This is a genomic window from Streptomyces incanus (assembly GCF_042656345.1).
Classification (GTDB): domain Bacteria; phylum Actinomycetota; class Actinomycetes; order Streptomycetales; family Streptomycetaceae; genus Streptomyces; species Streptomyces incanus.
Genome location: NZ_JBHSPC010000046.1, coordinates 55139 through 79285 on the forward strand (window position 1 = coordinate 55139; position 24147 = coordinate 79285).

Below are 24147 nucleotides of genomic sequence, written 5' to 3' on the forward strand. Positions count from 1 at the left end.
CGCCCTGGGCGGGGCACCCCGCCGGGTCCGCGGCGAGGTCCGCGGCCGGGATGGCTCGCGGGCGCCGCCGCATCCAGGCCGCCCGGCGGGCGCCTCGTCGGCGAAACCGTGAGCACTGTGCGGCACGGTGTTCACGGCCTTCACGGATGAGCGCCGGTCGAGCAGAGGGACCGTCAGTGTGCACCGCCCAGCCCTTCGGTACCGCCGTCGCTCAACGGGCCCTCTCCGACGCCAGGGCGCGGCCGGCGTCCGCGTAGAAGCCGATCTTCCGGTCGAGCACGGCGAGGGTGCCCTGGAGCTCCGCGATCCGGGCCACCACGTCCTCGCGGGTCGCCTTGAGGAGGTCGAAGCGGTCGGCGTAGGTGTGGTCGCCCTCCCGCACCATCTCCGCGTACCGGACCATGTCCGCGACCGGCATCCCGGTCAGGCGGAGCTTGCCGACGAGGGCGAGCCAGTCGAGGTCGCGGTTGCTGTAGCGGCGCTGGCCGGTGTGCGACCGGTCGATGTGCGGCATCAGCCCGATGCGCTCGTACCAGCGCAGGGTGTGTGCGCTCAGCCCGCTGAGGGCGGCCACCTCGCTGATCGTGTACTTGTCCGCGCCGTCCGGCCGCCGGTCGCGCTGCGGCGGCCCGGCGCAGGTGTCGGTCCTGGCGCCCGTGCTCTCACCCGTGGTCTCCGTCACCGTCATACCCTCCACGCTAGATCCCTGGAGCGCACTCCAGGCAAGCACGGCCGGCGGGAAAACGGCGAGAAGGCGGGCGTCCCGGCCGAATAGCATGCCGGCCATGACTCGTGTGCGTGTACGCCGTGCGGTGCCCGGGGACGCGGAGGAAGTGCTGCGCCTGCGTCAGGTGATGATCGACTCGATGGCCCGTTCCTCCCCCGCCACGGACTGGCACGCCGACGCGCTGCCGGTGCTGCGCGCGAAGCTCGCCGAGCCGGACGGCCCGTTCGCGGCGTTCGTCGTGGACCGTCCGGAACGGGACGGGCTGTCGGCGCTGGTGGCCGGCACGATCGAGTACCGCATCGGCGGCGCGCACAACCCGCACGGCACCGACGGCTATGTCTTCAGCGTCGCCACCGCCCCGGACGCCCGCCGTCAGGGGTGTGCGCGGGCGTGCATGGAGGCGCTCCTGGAGTGGTTCCGGGAGCACGGCGTCCGCCGTGTCCGCCTCACGGCGTCCGCGCAGGCCGAGCCCCTGTACGCCTCCCTGGGCTTCGCCCGGAGGCCGGACCCGTTGCTCGAGCTGCGGCTGTGAGCGCATACCCTCGAAGGCATGTCGCTCAAGAGCCTCGCGTTGATCGAGAACTGGCCGGTTCCCACCGCCGCGGCGGGTGTCGTCCGGGCGGACGGCACCGTCCTGGGCACCCACGGCCCCACCGGCCACCGCTTCCCCCTCGCCTCGGTCACCAAGCCGCTCGCGGCGTACGCGGCGCTCGTGGCGTACGAGGAGGGCGCGATCGAGCTGGACGAACCGGCCGGTCCCGAGGGCTCGACGGTCCGCCACCTCCTCGCCCACACCTCCGGCCTCGCCTTCGACGAGCACCGGGTGACCTCCGCCCCCGGTGAGCGCCGCCTGTACTCCAACGCCGGGTTCGAGCAGCTCGGGGACCACATCGCGAAGGCGACGGACATCCCGTTCGCCGAGTACCTGCGGCAGGCGGTGCTGGAGCCGCTGGGAATGACGTCGACGTCCCTGGAGGGCGCCGCCTCCCCGGCGAAGGACGGCACGTCCACCGTGGACGACCTGCTGCGCTTCGCCGCCGAGGTACAGGCCCCGCGCCTGCTGGACCCGCGGACCGTCGCCGAGGCGATGACGGTCCAGTACCGGGGCACCAAGGGCGTCCTGCCGGGCTACGGCCACCAGAACCCCAACGACTGGGGCCTCGGCTTCGAGATCCGCGACGCCAAGTCCCCGCACTGGACGGGCGGCTCCTCCTCGCCCCGCACCGTCGGCCACTTCGGCCAGTCGGGCACGTTCCTGTGGATCGACCCGGCGGCGGGCGTCGCCTGCGTCGCCCTGACCGACCGCGCCTTCGGCCCCTGGGCGGTCGAGGCGTGGCCGCCGTTCACGGACGCGGTGCTGGCGGAACTGCGCGCCTGAAAGCCCCGCACCGACCGCCGCGACACCATGGCGTGGTCCCGCCGCCGCCCCCGTACGACGGGACCCGCCACCACTTACCTCGACGACGCAGCGCCACGATCCGCCCGGCGCAGCTCACCGGCCACCAGGACGGCGTACGCGGCGCCGACGAAGAGCGCGCCTGAGACCGTGATCCAGACGCGCCGATCGGCCTCCAGGACGACCTGGTACTGCTCGTAGGAGAGCTCGACCGTGCCGCGTGCGTACGGCGTGGTGTCGAAGGCGAAGTACCGCCCGCCCTTCACCTCGGCGGCCTGCAGGTTCCCCTCCTGCCCCTTACCGAAGAACGTCATCCCCACCCCCGACAGGACCAGTACCGCGAGCCCCGCCTGCACCCAGCCGGGGAAACACCGGAAAGCCTGCCAGGCCAAGTCCTTGTCCACGCGTGCCAGGAAGAGGCGCACCACAGCGGATATGACGATCGGGAAGAACAATACGGCGCTCAGTGCCAGCAGCCATCCCGTCTTGGCCAGCGGCAGGACTCCTGGCAGCAAGGTGAGCCCGGCCAGTACCAGCAGAACAGCGCCCAGCCCGGCCGCGACACCGCCATGCACCTTGAACGACCACCCCATGATCCGCAGCCTGCCACAGACACCGCCCCAGGCCGCCACCAGGCCCCGTCAGCGATCACCGCGGCACTCGTCGTAGCAGGTGCGCGAACTCCTTTCCGCTGAGGAAGGTCCTCGAATTCCCCACCCGACACAAGGGCACGCTTTTCAGCAAGGCGTCCGCTCCCGGACCCGCAGTGGGACGGGACCTTGAGTTCCAGGACGATGCCGCGCACAGAACTAAAGCTTTCTTTGAGTTGTGCGACCGTCAGGAGCCCGGCTGTCGGCGCCGGAATCCACGCCGGGCGTCCCTCACCGGAGTCGGCCTACCGGTCCCGAGCCGGTGCCCTCGGCTGGAGGATCTCGCTCATCGAGTCTTCGCGCCAGCGCCTCAGGAGTCGGTGGAAAGCGTGGGCGCCGTGGGGGTAGGCGGTGGGGCCGTTGGGGCGGCCCCGGCCTTCGCGGTTGTAGTAGCCGGGGGTGCAGTCGGCGTGGAACCACTCGTGGTCGGGGGCGTCCTCGGCCAGGGTGGCGAGCCAGGCGTCCTCGGTCTCTCGGGACGGTTCGACGAGCGCGTCCGCCGCTTCGGCCGCGGCGACCAACGCGGCCGCGTGGACGGCCTGTTCGTCCAGGATGTGGGTGAAGTTGACGCTGCTGGCGTTCTGCAGGGACCCCATCTGGATCAGGTTCGGGAAGCCGTTGCTGGTGAAGCCGTGCAGGGTGCGCGGGCCCTGCCGCGCCCAGACGCGCAGGAGTTGGGTGCCGCCCCGGCCGTGGACGGGGAGCTTGCCGGAGACGACGCCCGAGGTGCCGACGGAGAAGCCCGTGGCGAAGATCAGGCAGTCGAGGTCGTAGGCCGTGTCGCCGACGACCACGCCGGTTTCGGTGATGCGCTCGATGCCGTGGGTGTCGGCGGTGTCGACCAGGGTGACGTTGGCGCGGTTGAAGGCCGGGTAGTACCGGTCGGAGAAGGTGGGGCGCTTGCAGGCGTACCGGTACCAGGGCTTGAGCTTCTCCGCCGTGTCCGGGTCGGTGACGGTCTCCTCCACACGGGTGCGGAGTTCGTTCATCTTTACGGCGTCGGCCGCCTCGTAGGCCGCTTCGAAGGCCTCCCGGTCGTCCTGGCGACGGAAGCTCGGCAGGAGCTTCTCCAGGAGGCCGGCCGACTCGGTCCAGCGGTCGGCGACGAGGTCCTCGTCGGCCGGTTCGCCGGAGACGATGCGGAGGTAGTTCTCGCGGCGCTCGCGCGCCCAGCCCTCGCGGTCGGCGCCGACGTCCTGGGCGCTGGTGCGGCGGTTGGCGCGGACGTCCACGGTGGAAGGGGTGCGCTGGAAGACGTAGACGTGCGCGGCGTCCTCGGCCAGCATCGGGATGGCCTGGATGCCGGTGGCGCCGGTGCCGACGACGCCCACCCGCTTGTCCGCGAGGCCGGTCATGCCGCCGTCCGGGGTGCCGCCGGTGTAGACGTAGTCCCAGCGCGAGGTGTGGAAGGTGTGCCCCTTGAAGTCCTGGATGCCGGGGATCCCGGGGAGCTTCGGCGTGGACAGGGTACCGGTGGAGGTGACGACGTACGTGGCCCGGAACGCGTCGCCGCGATCGGTGGTCACGAGCCATGTCTCGCCGGCCTCGTCCCAGGTCAGTGAGGTGACCGACGTGGAGAACAGGGCGTGCTCGTAGAGGTCGAACTGCCGGGCGACGCGCACCGCGTGGCGGCGGATCTCCTCGCCGGGGGCGTACTTCCACTCCGGGACGTACCCGGTCTCGTCGAGCATCGGCAGGTACACGTGCGACTCGATGTCGCAGTGGATGCCCGGGTACCGGTTCCAGTACCAGGTGCCCCCGAAGTCGCCGCCCGTCTCGACGACGCGGACGGACTGCACGCCCCGCTGCCGCATCCGCGCCCCGGCGAGGATGCCGCCGAACCCGCCGCCGACCACGGCGACGTCGACGGTGTCGTGCAACGGCTCGCGCTCGGCCGTCTCCGCCACGTACGGGTCGGCGGCGTAGTAGCCGAACTCGGCTTCGGGGGCCTGGTACTGGGTGGCGCCGTCCGGGCGTACGCGTCGCTCGCGCTCGGAGCGGTAGCGCTGCCTCAGCGCGTCCAGTTCCTCGCGGGACGGTGCCTGGTGGGACGACATGTGAGGGTTCGTCACGTGGGGGGGGACCTGCCTCAATCCTCTGTTGTTCCGGTCGCGTCGACCTGTGCGGCCGTCGGCTCCGCTACGTTGACGTGCTCCTCGCCCTAAAGGGCGAGGGTTCCGGCCTGGGTCGTCTGGCCCTTCCGGGGGCTTCCTGCTTCACTGCGCTGCGCGGGCACGTGTACCCGTCTTACCGGCGCTCCGCAGGCGTTTGGTGTCTCCGCCCGTCCGGCGGCGACGATACGGCGTCCTTCGAAGAGAACGTTGCGGGCTGCGTTGTGGTCGCGGTCGTGCACGGTGCCGCACTGGCCGCACGTCCACTCGCGGACGTGCAGGGGCTTGGGACCGTCCCGAAATCCGCAGGCCGAGCAGACCTGGGAGGAGGGAAAGAAGCGGTCCACCTTGGCGAAGGTGCGGCCGTGTTTGAGCGCCTTGTACTCCAGCATGCCGACGAACGCGGACCAGCCCGCGTCGTGCACGGACTTGGCGAGCCGGGTGCGGCCCAGGCCGGCCACCGCGAGGTCTTCCACATACACCGCTTGATTGTCGCGGATGATCCGTGTGGATGCCTTGTGGTGGAAGTCCCGGCGCCGGTCGGCCACCCTGGCGTGCTGGCGTGCGACCTTGAGGCGGGCCTTGGCCCGGTTCTTCGAACCCTTCTGCTTGCGGCACAGGTCCCGTTGAAGACGCTTGAGTTTCTTCTCCGCCCGGCGCAGGAAGCGCGGGCTGTCGATCCTGCTGCCGTCGGACAGGACCGCGAAGGCGGACAGTCCGAGGTCGAGACCGGCGTCGGTGTCCAGCTCGGGGAGGAGACTCGGTTCGGTGTCCACGACGAAGCTCAAAAAGTAGCGGCCACAGCTGTCCTTGGTGACGGTCAGGGACGTGGGCGCGGCCGGGAGCCGGCGGGACCACTTGACCTTGAGGTTGCCGACCTTGGCCACGTACACCGTGCCGCCCGCCTGGAGGGAGAAGGCGTTGGTGTTGAGGCGGATCGACTGGCGGGTGTCCTTCTTCGACTTGTAGCGGGGCGGGCCGGCCTTCCGGCCCTGCCGCTTGCCCTTGAGGCTGTCGAAGAAGTTCTTGTAGGCGGTGTCCAGATCCCGTAGGGACTGTTGCAGGACGACCGCCGACACGTCGGCGAGCCAGGCTCGTTCCTCGGTGTGCTTGGCCTGGGTGATGCGAAGCCGGGACAGCTCCGCCGACGTCACGTACGGCAGTCCCGCCGCGTGCGCCTGCCTGCGGTCGCGCAGGCAGGCGTTCCACACCACCCGGGCGCACCCGAACGCCTGCGCCAGCGCACGACGCTGGGCGGCGTCCGGGTAGGCCCGGTAGTTGTAGCGGAGCTGCACAAACCATGACACTACTGCGATGTGATCCCATCGATGAGCGGAATGACCAAGGCGTGGCAGACACGTCCGTTTCGGCGATGCACGCGCATGTGGTCTTCGTGACGAAGTACCGGCGCGGGGTGTTCAACGACGCGATGCCGACACGCTGCGAAGAGATCATGCGGAAGGTGTGCGCCAGCTTCGAGGCGGAGTTGAAGGAGTTCATCGGAGAGAAGGATCACGTGCACCTGCTGGTGCACTACCCGCCCAAGGTCGCCGTCTCCAAGCTGGTCAACAGCCTCAAGGGCGTCCCCGCCCGTCGGATACGGCTGGGGGCACCTCCCGGCCGAAGGCTGGGGGAGAGTTCACCGGCTGGATCAACCGCGCCATCATGCACGGGCACCTGTGTTCGCCCTCAGGCTTCTCCGCATCGCGCGGAGGGGCGCCGTTGGCGATCATCCATCAGCACATCGAGCAGCAACAACGTCCGCTCTAAAGTACACGTCAGAGAAGTTTTGAGATGCGTTTCATCCCCGGCGTGAACGCCGGGGCTTTCACTCAAGATCACCGGTAAGTCCGCAGAATATGCCAGGGATTGAGTAGAAATCAGCTCGTCCGGGGTTCAGTTGGGCCGCTCATCGGCCGGCTCTGCGCCGTCCTCATCCGCTGGGTGTTCCTCACTGGCCGGGTCGTCACACAACGGGTTCTGGCGTTCGGTGACGTCCCTGTCCTCCGCACGGGGTTCCTGAGTATGCGCCGAAGAGAGCTCCATCGACTTCCTCTCCTTCGCCACCCGGGGCACAGCCATGGCCTGCTCGATAGCCCGGGTCACGCCCAGGTCGGGCTGGTACAACTCCTGCAGCGCCCGCGTCAGGGCGGGGTTGGGCTGGTAGAGCTTCCCGATGACCTCCCCCAGTGCGGGCTGATGCAGATTCGCGAACGCTTGCATCAACGCCGGATCAGACTCCGACAACCTCTGAAACGCTTGGTCAAGGCCTGCGCTGCGGAGCCCCTGCATCTCCTGGATTCTCTTATGGATGCCTCCGAACGCCTGCTCGAGGATGAGCGATGCCGACTGTGCGGCCATGTCAAAGGCTTCACGTCTTGCCCGGTCCACTTCGTGCCGGCGGAGACTTTCCCCGGCCTGGGCCACCAGATGGTCGATCAGTTCACGGCCCGTGGCCTGCGCATGCAGGCCGTACTTGCGGGCGAACGGCTGCACGTGCGCGGCGAGCTCGTCCACAGCAATGAGATCGCGGCGCTCGGCGTCGGCAATGACGCCACCGACGTGCCCGCCGTCGGCTTTCGCCCGAAGCAGGTCGACGATGGTGCGATCAGCGGTGGTGACGGGCAAGCCATCGACCACCGTGATCTGCGTTGCCTCCACCGGGACGGTACGCAGGCGCACAAAGGGCTCGGTCGTCGTCCGTCGACGCGGCACGCTGATCTCCACCTCAGGGGCGGGGATGTCACCCAGCTCATGCAGCCGACAGGCAGAGGCATGGGAGACGACGCCGGAGTCCCGGTGACCTGCGGGGCGCTCCCAGGCGAACTGTTTGGGCTGCAGCCGCAGCCACGCGACCTTGATCTCCAGGTGCTGAGGCATACCGCCGGCGGACAGCAGGTAGACCCCACGGCCGACGCTTTCCAGTAGGCCGACCTCGGCCAAGCGCAGCAGCTGCACCGCGTTCAGGCCCAGCTGCTTGGCCTGTGCAGCCGTCACCAGGCCCCACTGGTCTGCAGTGGCACCCGAGAGCACAACAAGCTGCTCAGCCCGGTTCATACAGAGATGATTACACAACCCCGCAGAGAAAGTTACCTATGAACGTAATGAACTCTGCACCAGCAACTTAGCGGATGTAACTTTCTCCGCATCTCAGCCGCTGCTGGGCCGGTCACGTTGCGCGCATCTCCCACAACAGCAGTTCCGCGGCCGCCACCGCCACCAGCACCGATTCCTCGGCGTCTGTCATGCGGACGGCATCGCCCGGGGTCAGGCGCTCGCCGTTCAGGGTTACTTCACCGCGCACGATGTGGAGGTATACGTACGCGGCGTCCGGGATCGCCGTCCGCTCCCCCGCCGTCAGCCGCCGGACGTGGAGCATGGCGCCCGCCTCCGGGAGGGCGTACGGGGTGGAGTCGGCGATGCCGCGGACGACCTCGTAGAAGGGGTCGCCGCCGGGCTCCCGCGGGGCCAGCCACATCTGGAGGAAGGTCAGGGGTCCGGGGCCGTCGTTGCGTTCCACGTGCCGTACGCCGGAGGCGGCGCTCAGGCGCTGGACGTCGCCGGGGCGGACGACCGTCTCGTGGCCGGTGGAGTCGCGGTGGGTCAGTTCGCCCTCCACCACCCACGTCACGATCTCGGTGTGACTGTGCGGGTGCTCGTCGAAGCCGGCGCCGGGGGCGAGCCGCTCCTCGTTGCAGGCGATCACCGCGCCGAAGCGCAGGTGGTCGGGGTCGTAGTGCGGGCCGAAGGAGAAGGCGTGCCGGCTCTCGATCCCGGCCGCCGGATCGCCGCCTTGGAAGCGCTCGTGCGCGCGCCGTACGTCCGTCACGCGGTCCACGGTAGCCCCGGCGCGCGCCCTTGAGCCCGGGGGAGAGCCGGCGGAAGACCGAAGGGGAGCCCGCCGGGGGCCGAGGTGAGCTCTGACGGGGTCCGAAGGGAGTTCTGACGGGGTCCGACGAAGGCCTGACGGGAAACTCGGCGAAGACCCGGCGAGAGTGCGGCGGGAGACCCGGCGACGGCCCGACCGCAACCCGGCGGGAGCCCTCGGGAACCCCGGCGGGAGACCTCGCGCGCGACCCGGCGGCCCGTTCAGGCGTCCGGATGAGGCAGTCTTGTCCCCGTGCCCGAACCCGAAACCAGCAAGCCCCAAACCCCAGCACGCCCCGCCCACCCGCATGCCGCGACGCTGAAGCGGCTGGAGAAGTCGTCCGGCCACCTCGCCGCGCAGGCGATCACGCGGATGGACGAGACACTGCCCTGGTACCGGGCGATGCCACCGGAGAACCGTTCCTGGATCGGGTTGGTCGCGCAGGCGGGCATCGCCGCCTTCACCGAGTGGTTCCGGCGCCCGGACGCGCCGCAGGCCATCTCCACCGATGTCTTCGGGACCGCGCCGCGCGAGCTGACCCGGGCCATCACGCTGCGGCAGACCGTGGAGATGGTGCGCACCACCATCGAGGTCATGGAGACCGCCATCGACGAGGTGGCCGCGCCGGGCGACGAGTCGGTGCTGCGCGAGGCACTCCTGGTGTACGCGCGGGAGATCGCGTTCGCCACCGCGCAGGTGTACGCGCAGGCGGCCGAGGCACGGGGCGCCTGGGACGCGCGGCTGGAGTCGCTGGTCGTGAACGCGGTGCTCAGCGGCGAGGCCGACGAGGGCGCCGTGTCGCGGGCCGCCGCCCTGGGATGGAACTCGCCGGAGCATGTGTGCGTGCTGCTCGGCACCGCGCCCGACGGCGACTCGGAACTGACCGTGGAGGCGATCCGGCGGGCCGCCCGGCACGCCAAGCTCCAGGTGCTGACGGGGGTGCTCGGGGACCGGCTGGTCGTGATCGCGGGCGGCAGCGACAATCCGCTGGCCGTCGCCAAGTCGCTGATCGGGCCGTACGCGCAGGGGCCGGTGGTGGCGGGCCCGGTGGTGCCGGACCTGCAGGCGGCGACCCGGTCCGCGCAGGCCGCCGCGGCGGGCCTGAAGGCGTGTTCCGCCTGGCAGGACGCGCCGCGTCCGGTGCTGGCCGACGATCTGCTGCCGGAGCGGGCGATCGCCGGTGACACCGCGGCCCGTGAACAGTTGGTGGAGGAGATCTACAGACCGCTCGAGGAAACCGGGGCCGCGCTGCTGGAGACGCTCAGCGTCTATCTGGAGCAGGCGAGCAGCCTCGAGGGGGCCGCACGGATGCTGTTCGTGCACCCCAATACCGTGCGTTACCGGCTCCGACGTGTGACAGACGTCACCGGATGGTCACCCTCCGATGTACGCTCTGCGTTCACACTGCGGGTCGCGTTGATCCTGGGGCGTCTGGTCGACGGCGATCTTCAGCTCTAGCCTCTTGTCGGGGTTCCACAAAACCCCCTCGTGTTCTTCGTCCCTGTCCTCACGGGCGGCTTCGGCCGTCGTCAAGAGAGAGTGTGAGAGTGCTCGTACTCGTCGCTCCCGGCCAGGGCGCTCAGACGCCCGGCTTCCTGACTGAATGGCTCGACCTTCCCGGTGCCGCGGACCGCGTCGCCGCATGGTCCGACGCCATCGGACTCGACCTCGCCCACTACGGCACCGAGGCGGACGCGGACGCGATCCGCGACACGGCCGTCGCCCAGCCGCTGCTGGTCGCGGCCGGTCTGCTGTCCGTGTCGGCACTGGGTGCCGGTGCGGCCGACGCCGCTTCGGCGGTGGCACAGATCGCGCCCGGCGCGGTCGCCGGTCACAGCGTCGGCGAGTTCACCGCGGCCGCGTTCGCGGGGGTTCTCGACGACACGGCCGCGCTGAGCCTGGTCCGCAAGCGGGGTCTGGCCATGGCCGACGCCGCCGCGGTCACCGAGACCGGCATGGCGGCGCTGCTCGGCGGCGACCCGGACGTCACCGTGGCGCACCTGGAGAAGCTGGGGCTGACCCCGGCGAACATCAACGGCGCGGGCCAGATCGTGGCGGCCGGCACCAAGGAGCAGCTGGCCGCGCTGGAGGCGGACAAGCCTCAGGGCGTGCGCCGGGTCGTCGCGCTCAAGGTGGCCGGCGCCTTCCACACGCACCACATGGGCCCCGCGGTCGACACGCTGGCGAAGGCGGCCGAGGACCTGACGCCGGGCGACCCGAAGGCCGTCTACGTGTCGAACAAGGACGGCGCGACGGTCGCGACCGGTGCCGGGGTGCTGGAGCGCCTGGTCGGCCAGGTGGCCAACCCGGTGCGCTGGGACCTGTGCATGGAGACGTTCAAGGAGCTCGGGGTGACCGCGCTGATCGAGGTGTGCCCCGGGGGGACCCTGACCGGTCTCGCCAAGCGTGCACTGCCCGGCGTCGCGACGCTCGCCCTGAAGACCCCCGCCGACCTCGACGCCGCCCGCGCGCTCGTAGCCGAGCACGCCTGACGCCCTTAGGAGCAGAATCCGCATGGCGAAGATCAAGCCCAGTAAGGGTGCCCCGTACGCCCGCATCCTGGGTGTGGGCGGCTACCGGCCCACCCGGATCGTGCCGAACGAGGTGATCCTGGAGACGATCGACTCGTCCGACGAGTGGATCCGCTCGCGTTCCGGCATCGAGACGCGGCACTGGGCGTCGCCCGAGGAAACCGTCGCGGCGATGTCCGTCGAGGCGTCGGGCAAGGCGATCGCCGACGCGGGCATCGACGCCGGGCAGATCGGCGCCGTGGTCGTCTCGACCGTGTCGCACTTCAAGCAGACCCCGGCCGTGGCCACCGAGATCGCCGACCGGCTGGGCACGGACAAGGCCGCCGCCTTCGACATCTCGGCGGGCTGCGCGGGCTTCGGCTACGGCCTCACCCTCGCCAAGGGCATGGTGGTGGAGGGTTCCGCCGAGTACGTGCTCGTCATCGGCGTGGAGCGGCTGAGCGACCTGACCGACCTGGAGGACCGGGCCACCGCCTTCCTGTTCGGTGACGGCGCGGGCGCGGTCGTCGTCGGCCCGTCCAAGGAGCCCGCGATCGGCCCGACCGTGTGGGGCTCGGAGGGCGACAAGTCCGAGGTCATCAAGCAGACCGTGGCGTGGACGGACTATCGCGACGGCGAGGTCGAGAAGTTCCCCGCGATCACGCAGGAGGGCCAGGCGGTGTTCCGCTGGGCCGTGTTCGAGATGGCGAAGGTCGCCCAGCAGGCGCTGGACGCGGCCGGGATCACCTCGGACGACCTGGACGTCTTCATCCCGCACCAGGCCAATGTGCGGATCATCGACTCGATGGTGAAGACCCTCAAACTGCCGGAGCATGTCACGGTCGCCCGTGACATCCGTACCACCGGCAACACCTCGGCCGCCTCGATCCCGCTCGCGATGGAGCGGCTCCTGGCGACCGGCGAGGCGAAGAGCGGCGACACCGCGCTCGTCATCGGCTTCGGGGCGGGTCTCGTCTACGCCGCAACGGTCGTTACTCTCCCTTAGGCACTCCGTGCCGGATCATCCGGTCCGGCCACGGGGACCGCACCACCCGCCGCTGTCGCGGCGGGCGCCACACCCTCAGGAATCACAGCGAAGGAGCGCCATCATGGCCGCCACTCAGGAAGAGATCGTCGCCGGTCTCGCGGAGATCGTGAACGAGATCGCCGGCATCCCGGTTGAGGACGTCCAGCTGGACAAGTCCTTCACCGACGACCTGGACGTCGACTCGCTGTCCATGGTCGAGGTCGTCGTCGCCGCCGAAGAGCGCTTCGACGTCAAGATCCCGGACGACGACGTCAAGAACCTCAAGACCGTCGGTGACGCGACCGAGTACATCCTCAAGCACCAGGCCTGAGCGCTGCTGGGTCTTCCGTCCGGATCAACCGGGCCCGGCTGATCCGGACGGAAGACCCGAGGCCGGGAGCCCCCGGCCCCGCCACCCGGCGGTGGCGCCGTACGAATCCTCGTATCCGTTGGAGAAAGAATTCCGATGAGCTCGACCAATCGCACCGTGGTCGTCACCGGTATCGGCGCAACCACACCGCTGGGTGGCGACGCGGCCTCGACCTGGGAGGGTCTGGTCGCCGGACGTTCCGGAGTCAAGTCCCTGACCCAGGAGTGGGCCGCCGACCAGGCGGTCCGTATCGCGGCCCCCGTGGCCGTGGAACCCACTGAGACCATCCCGCGGCCGCAGGCCCGCCGCCTGGACCGCTCGGCGCAGTTCGCGCTGGTCGCGGCCAAGGAGGCGTGGGCCGACGCCGGCTTCGAGGGCAGGGCCGGTGAGGACTCGCGCATCGCCCCGGAGCGGCTCGGCACGGTCATCGCCTCCGGCATCGGTGGCGTGACGACCCTGCTCGACCAGTACGACGTGCTGAAGGAGAAGGGCGTCCGCCGCGTCTCCCCGCACACCGTCCCCATGCTGATGCCGAACGGCCCGTCGGCCAACGTGGGCCTGCTCGTGGGCGCCCAGGCGGGTGTGCACACCCCCGTCTCGGCCTGCGCCTCGGGCGCGGAGGCCATCGGCTACGCCATCGAGATGATCCGTTCCGGCCGCGCCGACGTCGTCGTCGCGGGGGGCACGGAGGCGGCGATCCACCCGCTGCCGATCGCCGCGTTCGGCAACATGATGGCGATGTCCAAGAACAACGACGACCCGCAGGGCGCCTCGCGGCCGTACGACGTCGGCCGGGACGGCTTCGTCCTCGGCGAGGGCGCGGGCGTGATCGTCCTGGAGTCCGCCGAGCACGCCGCCGCGCGCGGCGCCCGCGTCTACGCGGAGGCGGTCGGCCAGGGCATCTCGGCCGACGGCCACGACATCGTGCAGCCGGAGCCGGAGGGCCGCGGCATCTCGCACGCCCTGCAGCACCTGCTGGACTCCACCGACCTGAACCCGTCCGAGATCGTGCACGTCAACGCGCACGCCACCTCGACGCCGGCCGGTGACATCGCCGAACTGAAGGCGCTGCGCAAGGTGTTCGGCGACGACGTCGACCACATGGCGGTCTCCGCGACCAAGTCGATGACCGGGCACCTGCTCGGTGGCGCCGGTGGCGTGGAGTCGGTGGCGACGGTGCTCGCGCTGTACCACCGGGTGGCTCCGCCGACCATCAACATCGACACCATCGACCCCGAGGCCGAGGCGAACGCGGACGTGGTCCGCGGCGAGGCGCGCAAGCTGCCCGTCGAGGGCCGCATCGCCGCCCTCAACGACTCGTTCGGGTTCGGCGGGCACAACGTGGTGCTGGCGTTCCGGTCGGTCTGACCGACGCCGGTACGCCGGGTGCGTACACGCCGAAGGGCCCCACCTCGCGAGGTGGGGCCCTTCGGCGTGTCGGGGGCGGGGTACGGAGGAGGGGGCGCGGGGTACGGAGTGCCGGCGCGGTCAGACGACCTGGTGGAGCCAGCGGACCGGGGCTCCCTCGCCCGCGTAGCGGAACGGTTCCAGCTCGTCGTCCCAGGGCTTGCCGAGGAGCTTGGCGATCTCGGCCTCCAGGTCGGTCTCGCCGTGCTGGGACCTGGCCAGGGCGGCGCGCAGCCGGTCCTCGGGGATCATGATGTCGCCGTGGATGCCGGTGACGGCGTGGAAGATGCCGAGGTCGGGGGTGCAGCTGTAGCGCTCGCCCTCGGCTGTGGGACAGGGCTCCGAGGTGACCTCGAAGCGCAGCAACTGCCAGCCGCGCAGCGCCGAGGCGAGCTTGGAGGCGGTGCCTGCCTGGCCCTTCCAGGAGAACTCCGAGCGCCAGGTGCCGGGGGCGGCGGGCTGCCGGATCCAGTCCAGGCTGACGCGCACGCCGAGCACCCCCGCGACGGCCCACTCGACGTGTGGGCACAGCGCACGCGGCGCGGAGTGCACGTACAGGACTCCACGTGTCGTCACCGGAACCTCCGGGCAGAGCGGGACAGGTCGGAAAGGGCCGATCAGCGGGTGGCCGGGAGGACCACGTTGAGGCCGAGGCTACCGTGTGGTGGGGGAAGGAGTGTGACGTACCGTCCGCCCCGGTACCCGGAAACTTCCGCGATTCACCCGGCAGGACGACAACCCCGGGGATGCCGGACCCGGATCATGTGAGCCGTTCCATATGCGCCGTTCCGTCTGAGCCGTTCCGTTGGGGCGGGCAACCGGGCGACCGGGCAGGCAGCCGGGCAGGCGGGAACTCTCGTGCGTTGTTATGCATGGGGGGACGGTGACGACGATGTGCGGGGAGGCTGCGGGATGGACCAGGGGACACGGTGGCAGGGGCCGAAGCGGGGCAGCCGTTCGCGAGCCGTGCTCGCCTCCGTGGCGGCCGCCGCCGTGCTGGGGACCGCCGGCTGCGACGCCGTCGGCGGTGACGGGGCCGCTCCGTCCGGCCCCGGGGCGAAGAAGGCCGCGCCGGCCCCGTCGTACCCTCCGGTCTGGGACACCAGCCCCGCCTCCGTGGCCGCCGTCGGCGATTCGATCACGACCGGTTTCGACGCGTGCGCGGTGCTGGCGGACTGTCCCGAGGTGTCGTGGGCGACGGGCGGCAGCGAGCAGGTCGACAGTCTGGCGGTGCGACTGCTGGGCCCGGCCGGGGCGGCCGAGCGGAGCTGGAACTACGCGGTCACCGGGGCGCGGATGGCGGACCTGCCCGGCCAGATGGCTCGAGCGGTGGGCCGGAGGCCGGAGTTGGTGGCGGTGATGGCCGGGGCGAACGACGCCTGCCGGGCCACGACGTCGGCGATGACGCCGGTGACCGACTTCCGCGCGGACTTCGAGGAAGCGATACGCACCCTGCGCAAGGCACTGCCCAAGGCCCAGGTGTATGTGGCGAGCGTGCCGGATCTGAAGCAGCTGTGGTCGCAGGGGCGGACCAGCGCGATGGGCAAGCAGGTGTGGAAGCTCGGCATCTGCCCGTCGATGCTGGGCGATCCCGATGCCCTGGACGCGGCGGCGAACGAGCGGCGCGAGACGGTGCGGAGCCGGGTGGAGGACTACAACAAGGCGCTGGAGGAGGTCTGCGCCGAGGACGACCGGTGCCGCTACGACGGCGGCGCGGTGTACGAGTACAGGTTCGGCACCGCGCAGTTGAGCCACTGGGACTGGTTCCACCCCGGCGTCGACGGTCAGGCCCGGCTGGCGGAGATCGCCTATCGTACGGTCACGGCGGCGAAGCCGTGACCTATCGTTTCGCACATGAACGAACTCTTCGGCACACTTTCCGACGGCACTCCGGTGCACCGCTGGACCCTGGAGCGGGCCGGCGTACGCGTACGGGTGCTGTCGTACGGCGGGATCGTGCAGGCCGTCGAGGTGCCGGACCGGGAGGGGCGCTCCGGGAACGTGGTGCTGGGCTTCCCCGGCCTGGACGGCTATCTCGCCCATCCGGGGCCCTATGCGGGCGCCCTGGTCGGGCGGTACGCCAACCGCATCGCGGGTGCCCGCTTCCCGCTGGACGGCCGGGTCCACACGCTCGCCCCGAACAACGGGCCGAACTCGCTGCACGGCGGTGAGCGGGGCTTCGACAAGCGCGTGTGGGACGTGACGCCGGTTCCGCACGGTCTGCGCCTCGTCCTGGTCTCCGCGGACGGCGAGGAGGGCTTCCCTGGCCGCCTGGAGATGTCGGTGACGTACACCCTGGACGAGCGGGGTGCGCTGGGGATCGGCTACGAGGCGGTGACGGACGCGCCGACGGTGGTGAACCCGACGAACCACTCGTACTGGAACCTGGCCGGGTCCGGCTCCGACCCCAACTCCGACCCCGGCTCCGACCCCGGCTCCGGCAGTGCGGCCGGGCATGAACTGCGGCTCGCCGCCTCCCGCTTCACCCCCGTCGACGCGGATCTGATCCCGCTCGGCGACCACCAGGACGTGACCGGCACCCGCTTCGACTTCCGTGAGGCGCGCAAGACCGGCACCGGGTACGACCACAATCTCGTGCTCGACAAGGGCGTGACGCCGACGCCGGTGGAGGTCGCCGAGCTGTACGACCCGGCGTCCGGGCGGGTGCTCACGGTGGCGACCACCGAACCCGGGATGCAGGTCTACACCGCCGACCACATCGGAGAGCCCTTCGTGCCCGGCGCCGGCATCGCGCTGGAGACGCAGCACTTCCCCGACTCCCCGAACCGGCCCGACTTCCCGAGCACGGTCCTGCGGCCGGGTGGGACGTTCCGCTCGGAGACGGTGTACGGCTTCGCGGTGCGTTAGAGCCTGTCCGGGGCGACGCACATGAGCCCCGGTCCGGGGTCAGGGTCCCGGACCGGGGCTGCTCATGCAGAGGAATACCCCGACCGACAGGAGCTACCCCGATTCAGACGTTAATCGTCGCGGTGATCCCGCGGTCCGCGATCGGGCACTCGATCGGGAGTTCGTACGAATCCTTCACAAAGGACCACGATGTGGTCACCTCGTCCTACGCTCAGTGCCCGTCCCGGCGAATCGACGGAGACGGCTGCGACTGCTGCGACGGAGACGGCTGCGACGGCGCCACGGGCGCCTCGGCGCCGTCGTCGTCCCTGATCTCCTCGCCGAGCAGGTCCCGCGCCATGAGGGTGGCGCCGGCGACCGCGCCCGGCATCAGGAACACCGCGACGAACGGGACGAGGAACGCCAGCCCCAGCGGCGTGCCGAAGCCCCAGACGAGGGTCTTGCGGCCCCTCAGCAGGGCCAGCCGCGCCCGCAGCTCGACCCCACGCCGCTGCAGGGCCACCGCCGTCAGCTCCTCCGTGAGGAAGAACCCGGTGACCATGAACCCGATCACCGGTACGACGGTCTGCCCGACGAACGGGACGAACCCGAGCGCGAAGAGCAGCACCGCCCAGAGCAGGGCCCGTACGACGATACGGAGGCTGTCCCGGCCGGAGATCCACAGCTCCCGCCACAGGGGCAGCTCGGACTCGGGGGCGGTGCCGTCGGGCGAGACGTCCCGGTCGACCTTCTCGGAGAGGCTCTCGTAGAAGGGCTGGCCGATGAGCAGGGTCACCGCGGTGAAGGTGATGACGGAGAGCAGCAGGCCGAGCGCGAAGAGGAGGACGGTGAGCAGCCCGCGGAACAGACCGAGCCAGGGACTGGACCAGCCGTCCGCGAACGGTGTCGCCCAGCCGACGAAGTCCGGCCCCCACATGGCCAGCGCGACCAGCGCCGCCGCATAGAGCACCAGCGTGATCAGCCCCGGCAGCAGGCCGAAGCCGTACTGCTTGCCGTGCCGGGCGACCCATCGCTGACCCTTCAGGAGATACCGGAAACCCACCCCAAGATCGCGCATGGGGGAACTATAGGGGCCCGTCGTCGGCATGTCGTCAGCCGATGGTCCGGTCATCGGCCGGACATCGGCCGGGTGTCACTTTCGGGGCCGGCGTTGAGCCGAAGGGGCTTCCCGCGCACGGCCGGTAGGTGGTCGACCTCTGGTCCGGCACCGAGCCCGACGCGCTGTACGACGTCCACTCGTCCCCCAAGGGCGCGGCGTTCCCGGTCGTGGCCGTCCTCGTGCAGGACGGCGCCCTGGAACTGGACCGCGAAGTCACCTGCTCCTGGCCGGAGGTCGCGGCCGAGGGCAAGGGCGACGCCGTGCCGTCCTCCCCGGCGGCGCGGTCCCGGAGAACGACCGGCCGACGCGCGCCGGGCGCCGGGCGGCAGGCGCTGGGCGCCGGGCGAGGCTGAGGATGTGAGCGGGCCGCGAGCCGGCACGCGGCGAAGGGACGGCCGGTGTCGCCGTCCCTTCGTCCCGCGGCGGAGCCTGCCGTCCGGCGTCAGAGCTTGACGATCATCTTTCCGGTGTTGTCGCCCCGCAGGACGCCCAGGAACGCCTCGAGGTTGTTCTCGATGCCCTCGACGACGGTCTCCCGGTACTTGAGCTCGCCCGAGGCGATCCAGCCGCCGACCTCCCGCACGAATTCCGGCCGCAGGTCGTTGTGGTCGCTCACCAGGAAGCCCTCGATGCGGCCCCGGGTCTGGATGAGACGGGCGAGGTTGCGCGGGCCCGGCGCCGGCTCCGTGTTGTTGTAGACGGAGATCATCCCGCACACGGCGATCCGTCCGCCCCGGTTCAGCGAACCGATCGCGGCCTCCAGGTGATCCCCGCCGACGTTGTCGAAGTAGACGTCGATGCCGTCCGGCGCGGCTTCGCGCAGTTGCCGGCTCACCGGGCCGTCCTTGTAGTTGAACGCGGCGTCGAATCCGTACTCCTCGACGAGCAGGGCGACCTTCTCGTCGGATCCGGCGGAGCCGATCACCCGCGAGGCCCCCTTGAGCTTCGCGAGCTGCCCCACCTGGCTGCCGACGGCACCGGCCGCGCCGGACACGAAGACGGTGTCGCCCTCCTTGAAAGCGGCGACGCGCAGCAGCCCCACGTACGCGGTGAACCCCGGCATGCCCAGCACACCCAGGTAGGTGGAGAGCGGCGCGGCCCCGGCGTCCACCTTGACGGCGCCCTTCGCGTCCACCAGCGCGTACTCGCGCCAGCCGAGGCCGTGCAGCACGTGGTCGCCGACGGCCAGTCCTTCCGCGCGGGAGGCGACGACCTCGCCGACGGCACCGCCCTGCATGGCCTCGCCCACCGCGTACGGCGCCACATAGGACGGGGCGTCACTCATCCGGCCGCGCATATAGGGGTCGACGGAGAGGTACATGTTCCGCACCAGCACCTGGCCCTCCCCCGGCGTGGGCATCTCTGCCTCGACCAGGGTGAAGTCCTCGGGCTTCGGCCAGCCTACGGGCCGGCTCGCCAGGTGCCATGCGCGGCCGGTGGCGGGGAGCGTGGGGGTCTCGGACATGGGGTGCGGCCTCTCCTCGAAGTGTTTCATCACCTGAAACAACCATGCCGTTGAATATTTCAGGATGTCAAGCATGTGGGTACCCTGGAGGACATGGCTGTCACACCCCGTCCCCCCAGCCGCCCAGACGACCTGACTCTGGAGGTCGTCGACCTCATCGGCTCGGTGGTGGCCCGCTACCACGAGGAGTACGAGGAGGCGGCGGCCGGCCACGAACTCACCGGCGCGCAGGCCCGGCTCCTGAGCCTGCTCTGTCTGGAGCCCCTGCCGATGAGGAAGCTCGCCCACCGCCTGAAGTGCGAGCCGTCGAACGTCACCGGCATCGTCGACCGCCTGGAGTCCCGCGGCCTGGCCGAGCGCCGCCCGGACCCGGCGGACCGCCGCGTGAAGGTGGCGGCGGCCACGGAGGAGGGCCGCAGGGTGGCCCGCAGCCTGCGCGAGTCGCTGCGCTTCGCCCGCGAACCACTGGCCGCCCTCACGGACGAGGAACGCCGCTCCCTGCGCGACACCCTGCGGACGATGCTGGACACCTAGTGGCCCGCAGGGCCAGACCCTGCGCGGTCGTCCGACGCTTGCCCCAGTTGCTCAACACCTGCCGCTCGGTCTCGCTCAGAACCAGCGGCTCCAGCCTGTTGTCACCCACAACCCTCAGCAGACCGAAGCAGACCGGCACCCGTCAGCCAAACCCGTGAACCGGTACGCAAAGCGACTCACGTGGTACCGAAACAACTCACGACCAGATCACTAGCGCCTGTCCGGCGGCTCGAGTCAGAGGTGAGGGGCGGTATCCGTCCGGCTGGGGTGAGCGGGGGCTGGTGCGTGCCGCCGCACGGCGGAGGAGGGCGTCGACCCGATGGGGGTCCCCCCGCTCATGGGGTCCCCCCGCTCGAGCGAAGTCGAGAGTGGGGGAGGAGCCGGGAGCGGGGAGAAGCCGAGAGCTCGGGGAAGGAGCCCCGGGGACCGACGACCACGCCTCTGGGGGCACCGCCCCCTGCTCGAAGAGCCGGGGAAAGCGTGCCGGCCCCCACGTCTCCGGCATGATCCGCCGGACAGGCCCTGAGGGACGGCGCCCGAAGGCCGGGGATGAGCGGCCGTCAGGTGCACCACCACAGGAAGCGGTTGCAGGGCTTCGAGGGTTCCGGCTCGGGTTCCGGTTCCGGGTCCGGGTCCGGGTCCGGTTCGGGCTTCGTGGGGGCCGGGTCCGGGTCGTCCGGGTCGTCCGGCTGGGCCGGGGGCGCCTGCGGCCGGCCCGTCGTCGGGTCGGCCGGGGAGGTGTCCGCGGGCGCCGACGGGGTCGCCTCGTCGGGCTCGTCCTCCGCCTCCGCCGATTCCTCGTCCGTCGGCGACTGCGAGACCGACGGCGAGCCGGACGCCTCCGGGGAGGGGGATGTCACGGACGCGTCCCCGCCCACGCCCTGAACGCCGCTCGACCGCGGCGTCGGCTCGGTCTCGACCGGCCCGCCGGCCGGTGTCTCGTCCCTGGCCACCGCCGACTCGGACTTCGACCCGGGTGCGTCCAGCCCCAGCTCCGCGAGGCTCAACGCGCCCGCGGCCAGGACGAACCCCGCCACCACCAGCAGTGAACGCCGCCGTCGCCTGCGGTGCGCCGCGGCCTTGTGGTCCCGGCGGCTCATACCCGCCCCTGGGTCTTCGTCCGCGGGCGGGGTGGCCTCGTCCTCGGAGTCTGCGGGCGAAGCGGTCGCGAGGTTCTCGCCCTGCCGCTTCTCGCCCTGCCGCTTCCCGGGCCCGGCGGCCTCACCGGCCTCGGCCGGTCCCGGGTCCGGCTCGCGTCCGCGGTCCGGCTCGTGTCCGCGGTCCGGCCGAGGTTCGGATTCCGGCTCAGGCTCCGGCCCCGGCGGGTCGTTCTCGTACGCCGTTCGGGGGGCGCCGGAAGCCTCCGGGCGGGCCGGGAGGATCTCGGCAGGGGTGCCGCACCCCGGGCAGGCGAGGGCGCCGTTGAGGTGCCTTCGGCACGGGTGACAGTAGTCCATGACGCGTGAAGGCTAAGTTCCGCTCGCGTCCGTTTCCTAGAGCAAGCTGTGAAGGTTTGGTAGGGACGCTTGCTCATAGGTTTCGAAACTGTCGAAACCGTTATGCGCGCGACCCATTGACACCCCCGCCACCCCGTCCTTACTGTCACGCCAGCATTTCGAACGTGTGACGAAATATCGAACACGTCGCAGCGCACCATCGAACGGTCACAGGGTCCACAACGCAGCGAGGGGCAACTGCCGTGCGTATCACCGGAATCAGCACACACGTGGTCGGGACGCCGTGGCGCAACCTGACGTACGTCCAGGTGCACACCGACGAGGGGATCACGGGAGTCGGCGAGACCCGGATGCTGGGGCATACCGACGCCCTTCTGGGTTATCTGAAGGAAGCCGAGGTCAACCACATTCTCGGCTCGGACCCGTTCGCTGTCGAGGACCTGGTCCGCCGGATGAAGTACGGCGACTTCGGCCGGGCCGGCGAGATCGTGATGTCCGGTATCGCCGTCGTCGAGATGGCCTGCTGGGACATCAAGGGCAAGGCCCTCGGCGTCCCCGTCTGGCAGTTGCTCGGCGGCAGGGTGACCGACAAGGTCAAGGCGTACGCCAACGGCTGGTACACCACGGAGCGCACCCCGGAGGCGTACCACAAGGCCGCGCAGGCGGTGGTGGAGCGCGGCTACCGGGCCCTGAAGATCGACCCGTTCGGCACCGGGCACTTCGAACTCGACCACAAGGAGACCCTGTACGCCGTCTCCCTGATCGAGGCGGTCCGTGACGCGATCGGCCCCGAGGCCGAGTTGATGCTGGAGATGCACGGCCGCTTCTCCCCCGCCACCGCCGTCCGCCTCGCGAGGGAGCTGGCGCCGTTCGACCCGGCCTGGCTGGAGGAGCCGGTCCCGCCGGAGAACCTCAAGGCGTTGGAGAAGGTCGCCGCCAAGGTCGACATCCCTCTCGCCACCGGTGAACGCGTGCACGACCGCATCGAGTTCCGTGAGCTGTTCGAGAGTCAGGCCGTCGACATCCTGCAGCCGGACGTCGGCCACATCGGCGGCATCTGGGAGACGCGCAAGCTCGCCGCGACCGCCGAGACCCACTACATGCTGGTCGCGCCGCACAACGTCGGCGGCCCGGTGCTCACCGCAGCTTCCCTCCAGGTCGGCTTCACCTCACCGAACTTCAAGATCCTGGAGCACTTCAACGACTTCGCCGACGCGGAGATCAAGAAGGTCGTCAAGGGCGCCCCGCAGGTGAACCCGGAGGACGGCTGCTTCCACCTCTCCGACGCCCCCGGCCTCGGCGTGGAGCTGGACGTCGACGCGGCGGCCGAGTTCCCGCAGCAGCAGGCCCGGTTCGACCTGTGGGCCGAGGGCTGGGAGCAGCGCAAGCCCAAGTCCGGCTCCAAGGGGACGAAGTGACCGGGCGAGCGGGCGGCCCCGAGCCCGGCCCCGCGGGCGGCACCGCAGGCGGCACCGCGGGCGCGTCCTGCGTGGCCGTCGTCGTCGACGGGCCCGGCGCGCACCGCCTCGTCGCGCACGAGCCGTGCGACCCCGGCCCCGGCGAGGCGCTGGTCCGGGTGCACGCGACCGGCATCTGCGGCAGTGACCGCGAGGTGTACCAGGGCAACCGTCCCGAGGGGTACGTGCGGTACCCGCTCACACCGGGCCACGAGTGGTCCGGAACCGTGGAGCGGGTGGGCGCGGGCGTGCCCGCTTCCCTCACCGGCCGCAAGGTCGTCGGAGAGGGCTTCAGGAACTGCCAGGTGTGCGACCGCTGCCACGCCGGCGAGACGACGCTGTGCTCGGCGGGCTACGAGGAGACCGGGTTCACCCGGCCGGGGGCGATGGCCGCCACGCTGACCCTCCCGGCCCGCCTGCTGCACGTCCTGCCGGACGACGCCGACCTCACCGCGGCGGCGCTGCTGGAGCCGGCGGCCTGTATCGCCGCCGCCGCGCTCAAGGCGAACGCGGTGCCCGGTGAGCGGGTCGCCGTGGTCGGTACGGGGACCCTCGGCATGTTCGCGGTGCAGTTCCTGCGTGCGAACTCCCCGGCCGAACTGCTGGTCGTCGGTACCCGCGGCGACCGCGAGGCGCTGTCCCGGCGGTACGGCGCCACCGGCTTTCGCACCAAGGACCAGCCGCTCCCGGACGACTTCGACGTGGTGATCGAGACCGCCGGGTCCGCCGACGCGGCCCGCACGGCCGCCGCGCTGCTGAGGCGCGGCGGGCGGCTCGTCCTGACGGGCATCCCGGCGCCGGGCGCGGACGGTCTCGACCCGACGGACCTGGTCGTACGGCAGTTGGAGGTGCACACCGTCTTCGGGGCGCCGCCAAACGCCTGGGCGCACACGGTGCGGGTGTTCGCCGCCGGGCTGCTCGATCCGCTGCCGCTGGTCACGCACGAGCTGCCGCTGGCCGGGTTCTCGGAGGCCATCGAGCTGGTGGGATCCGGCGATCCGAAGGTGGGCAAGGTCCTGTTGCGCCCCTAGGGGCCCGGTCGTACGCCGGTGCGGGCACCCCGACCGTCCCGTGCGGGCACCCCGACCGTCCCGTGCCGGCGTACCCGCCCTTCTCCCCCGCCGTCCGCCTCCTCCCGTCGACCGCGTCCTGCCCGGCTCCTCCCCCGGGCCGCGAACCTCGTCCGACATACCGAACAAAA

At 70.9% G+C, this 24147-nt stretch carries 23 protein-coding genes and 1 pseudogene; 14 read left to right on the forward strand and 10 right to left on the reverse strand.

Annotated elements, in window-relative coordinates; genetic code table 11:
• Window positions 1–211: 211 nt before the first annotated feature.
• Window positions 212–688: a MerR family transcriptional regulator gene (locus ACFP2V_RS17295; RefSeq protein WP_381212579.1), complete on the reverse strand. Its 477-nt coding sequence runs from the start codon at window positions 686–688 to the stop codon at window positions 212–214.
• An 88-nt stretch (window positions 689–776) separates the two neighbouring features.
• Between ACFP2V_RS17295 and ACFP2V_RS17300 the strand changes: the two genes are divergently transcribed.
• On the forward strand, window positions 777–1259 hold the full coding sequence (locus tag ACFP2V_RS17300) for a GNAT family N-acetyltransferase (RefSeq protein WP_381212582.1): 483 nt from the start codon (window positions 777–779) through the stop codon (window positions 1257–1259).
• 18 nt (window positions 1260–1277) lie between these two features.
• Window positions 1278–2105 (forward strand): serine hydrolase domain-containing protein, encoded by an 828-nt coding sequence (locus ACFP2V_RS17305; RefSeq protein ID WP_381212585.1) that lies wholly within the window; start codon window positions 1278–1280, stop codon window positions 2103–2105.
• Window positions 2106–2179: 74 nt separating this feature from the next.
• Here ACFP2V_RS17305 and ACFP2V_RS17310 read toward each other — a convergent pair whose 3' ends face one another.
• The 3 genes from ACFP2V_RS17310 to ACFP2V_RS17320 all read right to left on the reverse strand — a co-directional run bounded on the left by ACFP2V_RS17310 (window position 2180) and on the right by ACFP2V_RS17320 (window position 6179).
• Window positions 2180–2716 (reverse strand): hypothetical protein, encoded by a 537-nt coding sequence (locus ACFP2V_RS17310; RefSeq protein ID WP_381212588.1) that lies wholly within the window; start codon window positions 2714–2716, stop codon window positions 2180–2182.
• A gap of 302 nt (window positions 2717–3018) precedes the next feature.
• Complete coding sequence (locus ACFP2V_RS17315; protein ID WP_381212590.1) at window positions 3019–4830, reverse strand: flavin-containing monooxygenase; 1812 nt, start codon at window positions 4828–4830, stop codon at window positions 3019–3021.
• Window positions 4831–4934: 104 nt separating this feature from the next.
• Complete coding sequence (locus tag ACFP2V_RS17320) at window positions 4935–6179, reverse strand: RNA-guided endonuclease InsQ/TnpB family protein (protein WP_381212855.1); 1245 nt, start codon at window positions 6177–6179, stop codon at window positions 4935–4937.
• Between the two features lie 49 nt (window positions 6180–6228).
• On the opposite strand from ACFP2V_RS17320, the pseudogene tnpA reads away from it, so the two are divergent.
• A pseudogene (tnpA, locus tag ACFP2V_RS17325) lies at window positions 6229–6654 on the forward strand (IS200/IS605 family transposase); the annotation flags it as partial.
• Window positions 6655–6780: 126 nt separating this feature from the next.
• On the opposite strand, the gene ACFP2V_RS17330 reads toward tnpA, so the two are convergent.
• The gene (locus ACFP2V_RS17330; RefSeq protein WP_381212593.1) at window positions 6781–7941 is read right to left on the reverse strand and encodes a type IV toxin-antitoxin system AbiEi family antitoxin domain-containing protein; all 1161 of its coding nucleotides are present in this window, start codon (window positions 7939–7941) and stop codon (window positions 6781–6783) included.
• 112 nt (window positions 7942–8053) lie between these two features.
• The gene (locus ACFP2V_RS17335; RefSeq protein WP_381212596.1) at window positions 8054–8722 is read right to left on the reverse strand and encodes a pirin family protein; all 669 of its coding nucleotides are present in this window, start codon (window positions 8720–8722) and stop codon (window positions 8054–8056) included.
• Window positions 8723–9004: 282 nt separating this feature from the next.
• Between ACFP2V_RS17335 and fasR the strand changes: the two genes are divergently transcribed.
• The 5 genes from fasR (at window position 9005) to ACFP2V_RS17360 (ending at window position 14027) form a co-directional block, all read left to right on the forward strand.
• Complete coding sequence (fasR, locus tag ACFP2V_RS17340; protein WP_381212599.1) at window positions 9005–10210, forward strand: fatty acid biosynthesis transcriptional regulator FasR; 1206 nt, start codon at window positions 9005–9007, stop codon at window positions 10208–10210.
• 89 nt (window positions 10211–10299) lie between these two features.
• Window positions 10300–11244 carry an ACP S-malonyltransferase gene (locus ACFP2V_RS17345; RefSeq protein ID WP_381212602.1) on the forward strand — a complete coding sequence of 315 codons (945 nt, stop codon included), beginning with the start codon at window positions 10300–10302 and terminating at the stop codon, window positions 11242–11244.
• Between the two features lie 22 nt (window positions 11245–11266).
• Window positions 11267–12268: a ketoacyl-ACP synthase III gene (locus ACFP2V_RS17350; RefSeq protein WP_381212605.1), complete on the forward strand. Its 1002-nt coding sequence runs from the start codon at window positions 11267–11269 to the stop codon at window positions 12266–12268.
• 103 nt (window positions 12269–12371) lie between these two features.
• Window positions 12372–12620 carry an acyl carrier protein gene (locus ACFP2V_RS17355; protein WP_004988657.1) on the forward strand — a complete coding sequence of 83 codons (249 nt, stop codon included), beginning with the start codon at window positions 12372–12374 and terminating at the stop codon, window positions 12618–12620.
• Window positions 12621–12755: 135 nt separating this feature from the next.
• Complete coding sequence (locus ACFP2V_RS17360) at window positions 12756–14027, forward strand: beta-ketoacyl-[acyl-carrier-protein] synthase family protein (protein WP_381212608.1); 1272 nt, start codon at window positions 12756–12758, stop codon at window positions 14025–14027.
• A gap of 120 nt (window positions 14028–14147) precedes the next feature.
• Here the strand turns inward: ACFP2V_RS17360 and ACFP2V_RS17365 are convergent, their stop codons facing one another.
• Window positions 14148–14642, reverse strand: coding sequence for a DUF3145 domain-containing protein (locus ACFP2V_RS17365; protein ID WP_381212611.1), 495 nt, complete (start codon window positions 14640–14642; stop codon window positions 14148–14150).
• A 336-nt stretch (window positions 14643–14978) separates the two neighbouring features.
• Here ACFP2V_RS17365 and ACFP2V_RS17370 point away from each other — a divergent pair, with 336 nt between their 5' ends.
• Both ACFP2V_RS17370 and ACFP2V_RS17375 read left to right on the forward strand, forming a co-directional pair.
• The gene (locus ACFP2V_RS17370) at window positions 14979–15905 is read left to right on the forward strand and encodes an SGNH/GDSL hydrolase family protein (RefSeq protein ID WP_381212613.1); all 927 of its coding nucleotides are present in this window, start codon (window positions 14979–14981) and stop codon (window positions 15903–15905) included.
• 15 nt (window positions 15906–15920) lie between these two features.
• The gene (locus tag ACFP2V_RS17375; RefSeq protein ID WP_381212616.1) at window positions 15921–16934 is read left to right on the forward strand and encodes an aldose epimerase family protein; all 1014 of its coding nucleotides are present in this window, start codon (window positions 15921–15923) and stop codon (window positions 16932–16934) included.
• A gap of 211 nt (window positions 16935–17145) precedes the next feature.
• Here the strand turns inward: ACFP2V_RS17375 and ACFP2V_RS17380 are convergent, their stop codons facing one another.
• Window positions 17146–17991 (reverse strand): EI24 domain-containing protein, encoded by an 846-nt coding sequence (locus ACFP2V_RS17380; RefSeq protein WP_381212618.1) that lies wholly within the window; start codon window positions 17989–17991, stop codon window positions 17146–17148.
• Between the two features lie 128 nt (window positions 17992–18119).
• Between ACFP2V_RS17380 and ACFP2V_RS17385 the strand changes: the two genes are divergently transcribed.
• Window positions 18120–18386, forward strand: coding sequence for a hypothetical protein (locus ACFP2V_RS17385; protein WP_381212621.1), 267 nt, complete (start codon window positions 18120–18122; stop codon window positions 18384–18386).
• An 89-nt stretch (window positions 18387–18475) separates the two neighbouring features.
• Here the strand turns inward: ACFP2V_RS17385 and ACFP2V_RS17390 are convergent, their stop codons facing one another.
• Window positions 18476–19498 (reverse strand): NADP-dependent oxidoreductase, encoded by a 1023-nt coding sequence (locus tag ACFP2V_RS17390; RefSeq protein ID WP_381212624.1) that lies wholly within the window; start codon window positions 19496–19498, stop codon window positions 18476–18478.
• 93 nt (window positions 19499–19591) lie between these two features.
• On the opposite strand from ACFP2V_RS17390, the gene ACFP2V_RS17395 reads away from it, so the two are divergent.
• Window positions 19592–20032 (forward strand): MarR family winged helix-turn-helix transcriptional regulator, encoded by a 441-nt coding sequence (locus ACFP2V_RS17395; protein WP_381212627.1) that lies wholly within the window; start codon window positions 19592–19594, stop codon window positions 20030–20032.
• A gap of 560 nt (window positions 20033–20592) precedes the next feature.
• Here the strand turns inward: ACFP2V_RS17395 and ACFP2V_RS17400 are convergent.
• Window positions 20593–21489 (reverse strand): SCO2400 family protein, encoded by an 897-nt coding sequence (locus tag ACFP2V_RS17400; protein WP_381212630.1) that lies wholly within the window; start codon window positions 21487–21489, stop codon window positions 20593–20595.
• Window positions 21490–21731: 242 nt separating this feature from the next.
• On the opposite strand from ACFP2V_RS17400, the gene ACFP2V_RS17405 reads away from it, so the two are divergent.
• Window positions 21732–22907 (forward strand): mandelate racemase/muconate lactonizing enzyme family protein, encoded by a 1176-nt coding sequence (locus ACFP2V_RS17405; protein ID WP_381212632.1) that lies wholly within the window; start codon window positions 21732–21734, stop codon window positions 22905–22907.
• A 71-nt stretch (window positions 22908–22978) separates the two neighbouring features.
• On the forward strand, window positions 22979–23977 hold the full coding sequence (locus tag ACFP2V_RS17410) for a zinc-dependent alcohol dehydrogenase (protein WP_381212858.1): 999 nt from the start codon (window positions 22979–22981) through the stop codon (window positions 23975–23977).
• Window positions 23978–24147: the final 170 nt, after the last annotated feature.

What these genes read in the sequence shown, in the direction of transcription:
- ACFP2V_RS17295 (WP_381212579.1), bottom strand. Translation starts at nt 688, where the DNA reads ATGACGGTGACGGAGACCACGGGTGAGAGCACGGGCGCCAGGACCGAC.
- ACFP2V_RS17300 (WP_381212582.1), top strand. Translation starts at nt 777, where the DNA reads ATGCCGGCCATGACTCGTGTGCGTGTACGCCGTGCGGTGCCCGGGGAC.
- ACFP2V_RS17305 (WP_381212585.1), top strand. Translation starts at nt 1,278, where the DNA reads ATGTCGCTCAAGAGCCTCGCGTTGATCGAGAACTGGCCGGTTCCCACC.
- ACFP2V_RS17310 (WP_381212588.1), bottom strand. Translation starts at nt 2,716, where the DNA reads ATGGGGTGGTCGTTCAAGGTGCATGGCGGTGTCGCGGCCGGGCTGGGC.
- ACFP2V_RS17315 (WP_381212590.1), bottom strand. Translation starts at nt 4,830, where the DNA reads ATGTCGTCCCACCAGGCACCGTCCCGCGAGGAACTGGACGCGCTGAGG.
- ACFP2V_RS17330 (WP_381212593.1), bottom strand. Translation starts at nt 7,941, where the DNA reads ATGAACCGGGCTGAGCAGCTTGTTGTGCTCTCGGGTGCCACTGCAGAC.
- ACFP2V_RS17350 (WP_381212605.1), top strand. Translation starts at nt 11,267, where the DNA reads ATGGCGAAGATCAAGCCCAGTAAGGGTGCCCCGTACGCCCGCATCCTG.
- ACFP2V_RS17355 (WP_004988657.1), top strand. Translation starts at nt 12,372, where the DNA reads ATGGCCGCCACTCAGGAAGAGATCGTCGCCGGTCTCGCGGAGATCGTG.
- ACFP2V_RS17360 (WP_381212608.1), top strand. Translation starts at nt 12,756, where the DNA reads ATGAGCTCGACCAATCGCACCGTGGTCGTCACCGGTATCGGCGCAACC.
- ACFP2V_RS17370 (WP_381212613.1), top strand. Translation starts at nt 14,979, where the DNA reads ATGGACCAGGGGACACGGTGGCAGGGGCCGAAGCGGGGCAGCCGTTCG.
- ACFP2V_RS17375 (WP_381212616.1), top strand. Translation starts at nt 15,921, where the DNA reads ATGAACGAACTCTTCGGCACACTTTCCGACGGCACTCCGGTGCACCGC.
- ACFP2V_RS17380 (WP_381212618.1), bottom strand. Translation starts at nt 17,991, where the DNA reads ATGCGCGATCTTGGGGTGGGTTTCCGGTATCTCCTGAAGGGTCAGCGA.
- ACFP2V_RS17390 (WP_381212624.1), bottom strand. Translation starts at nt 19,498, where the DNA reads ATGTCCGAGACCCCCACGCTCCCCGCCACCGGCCGCGCATGGCACCTG.
- ACFP2V_RS17395 (WP_381212627.1), top strand. Translation starts at nt 19,592, where the DNA reads ATGGCTGTCACACCCCGTCCCCCCAGCCGCCCAGACGACCTGACTCTG.
- ACFP2V_RS17400 (WP_381212630.1), bottom strand. Translation starts at nt 21,489, where the DNA reads ATGGACTACTGTCACCCGTGCCGAAGGCACCTCAACGGCGCCCTCGCC.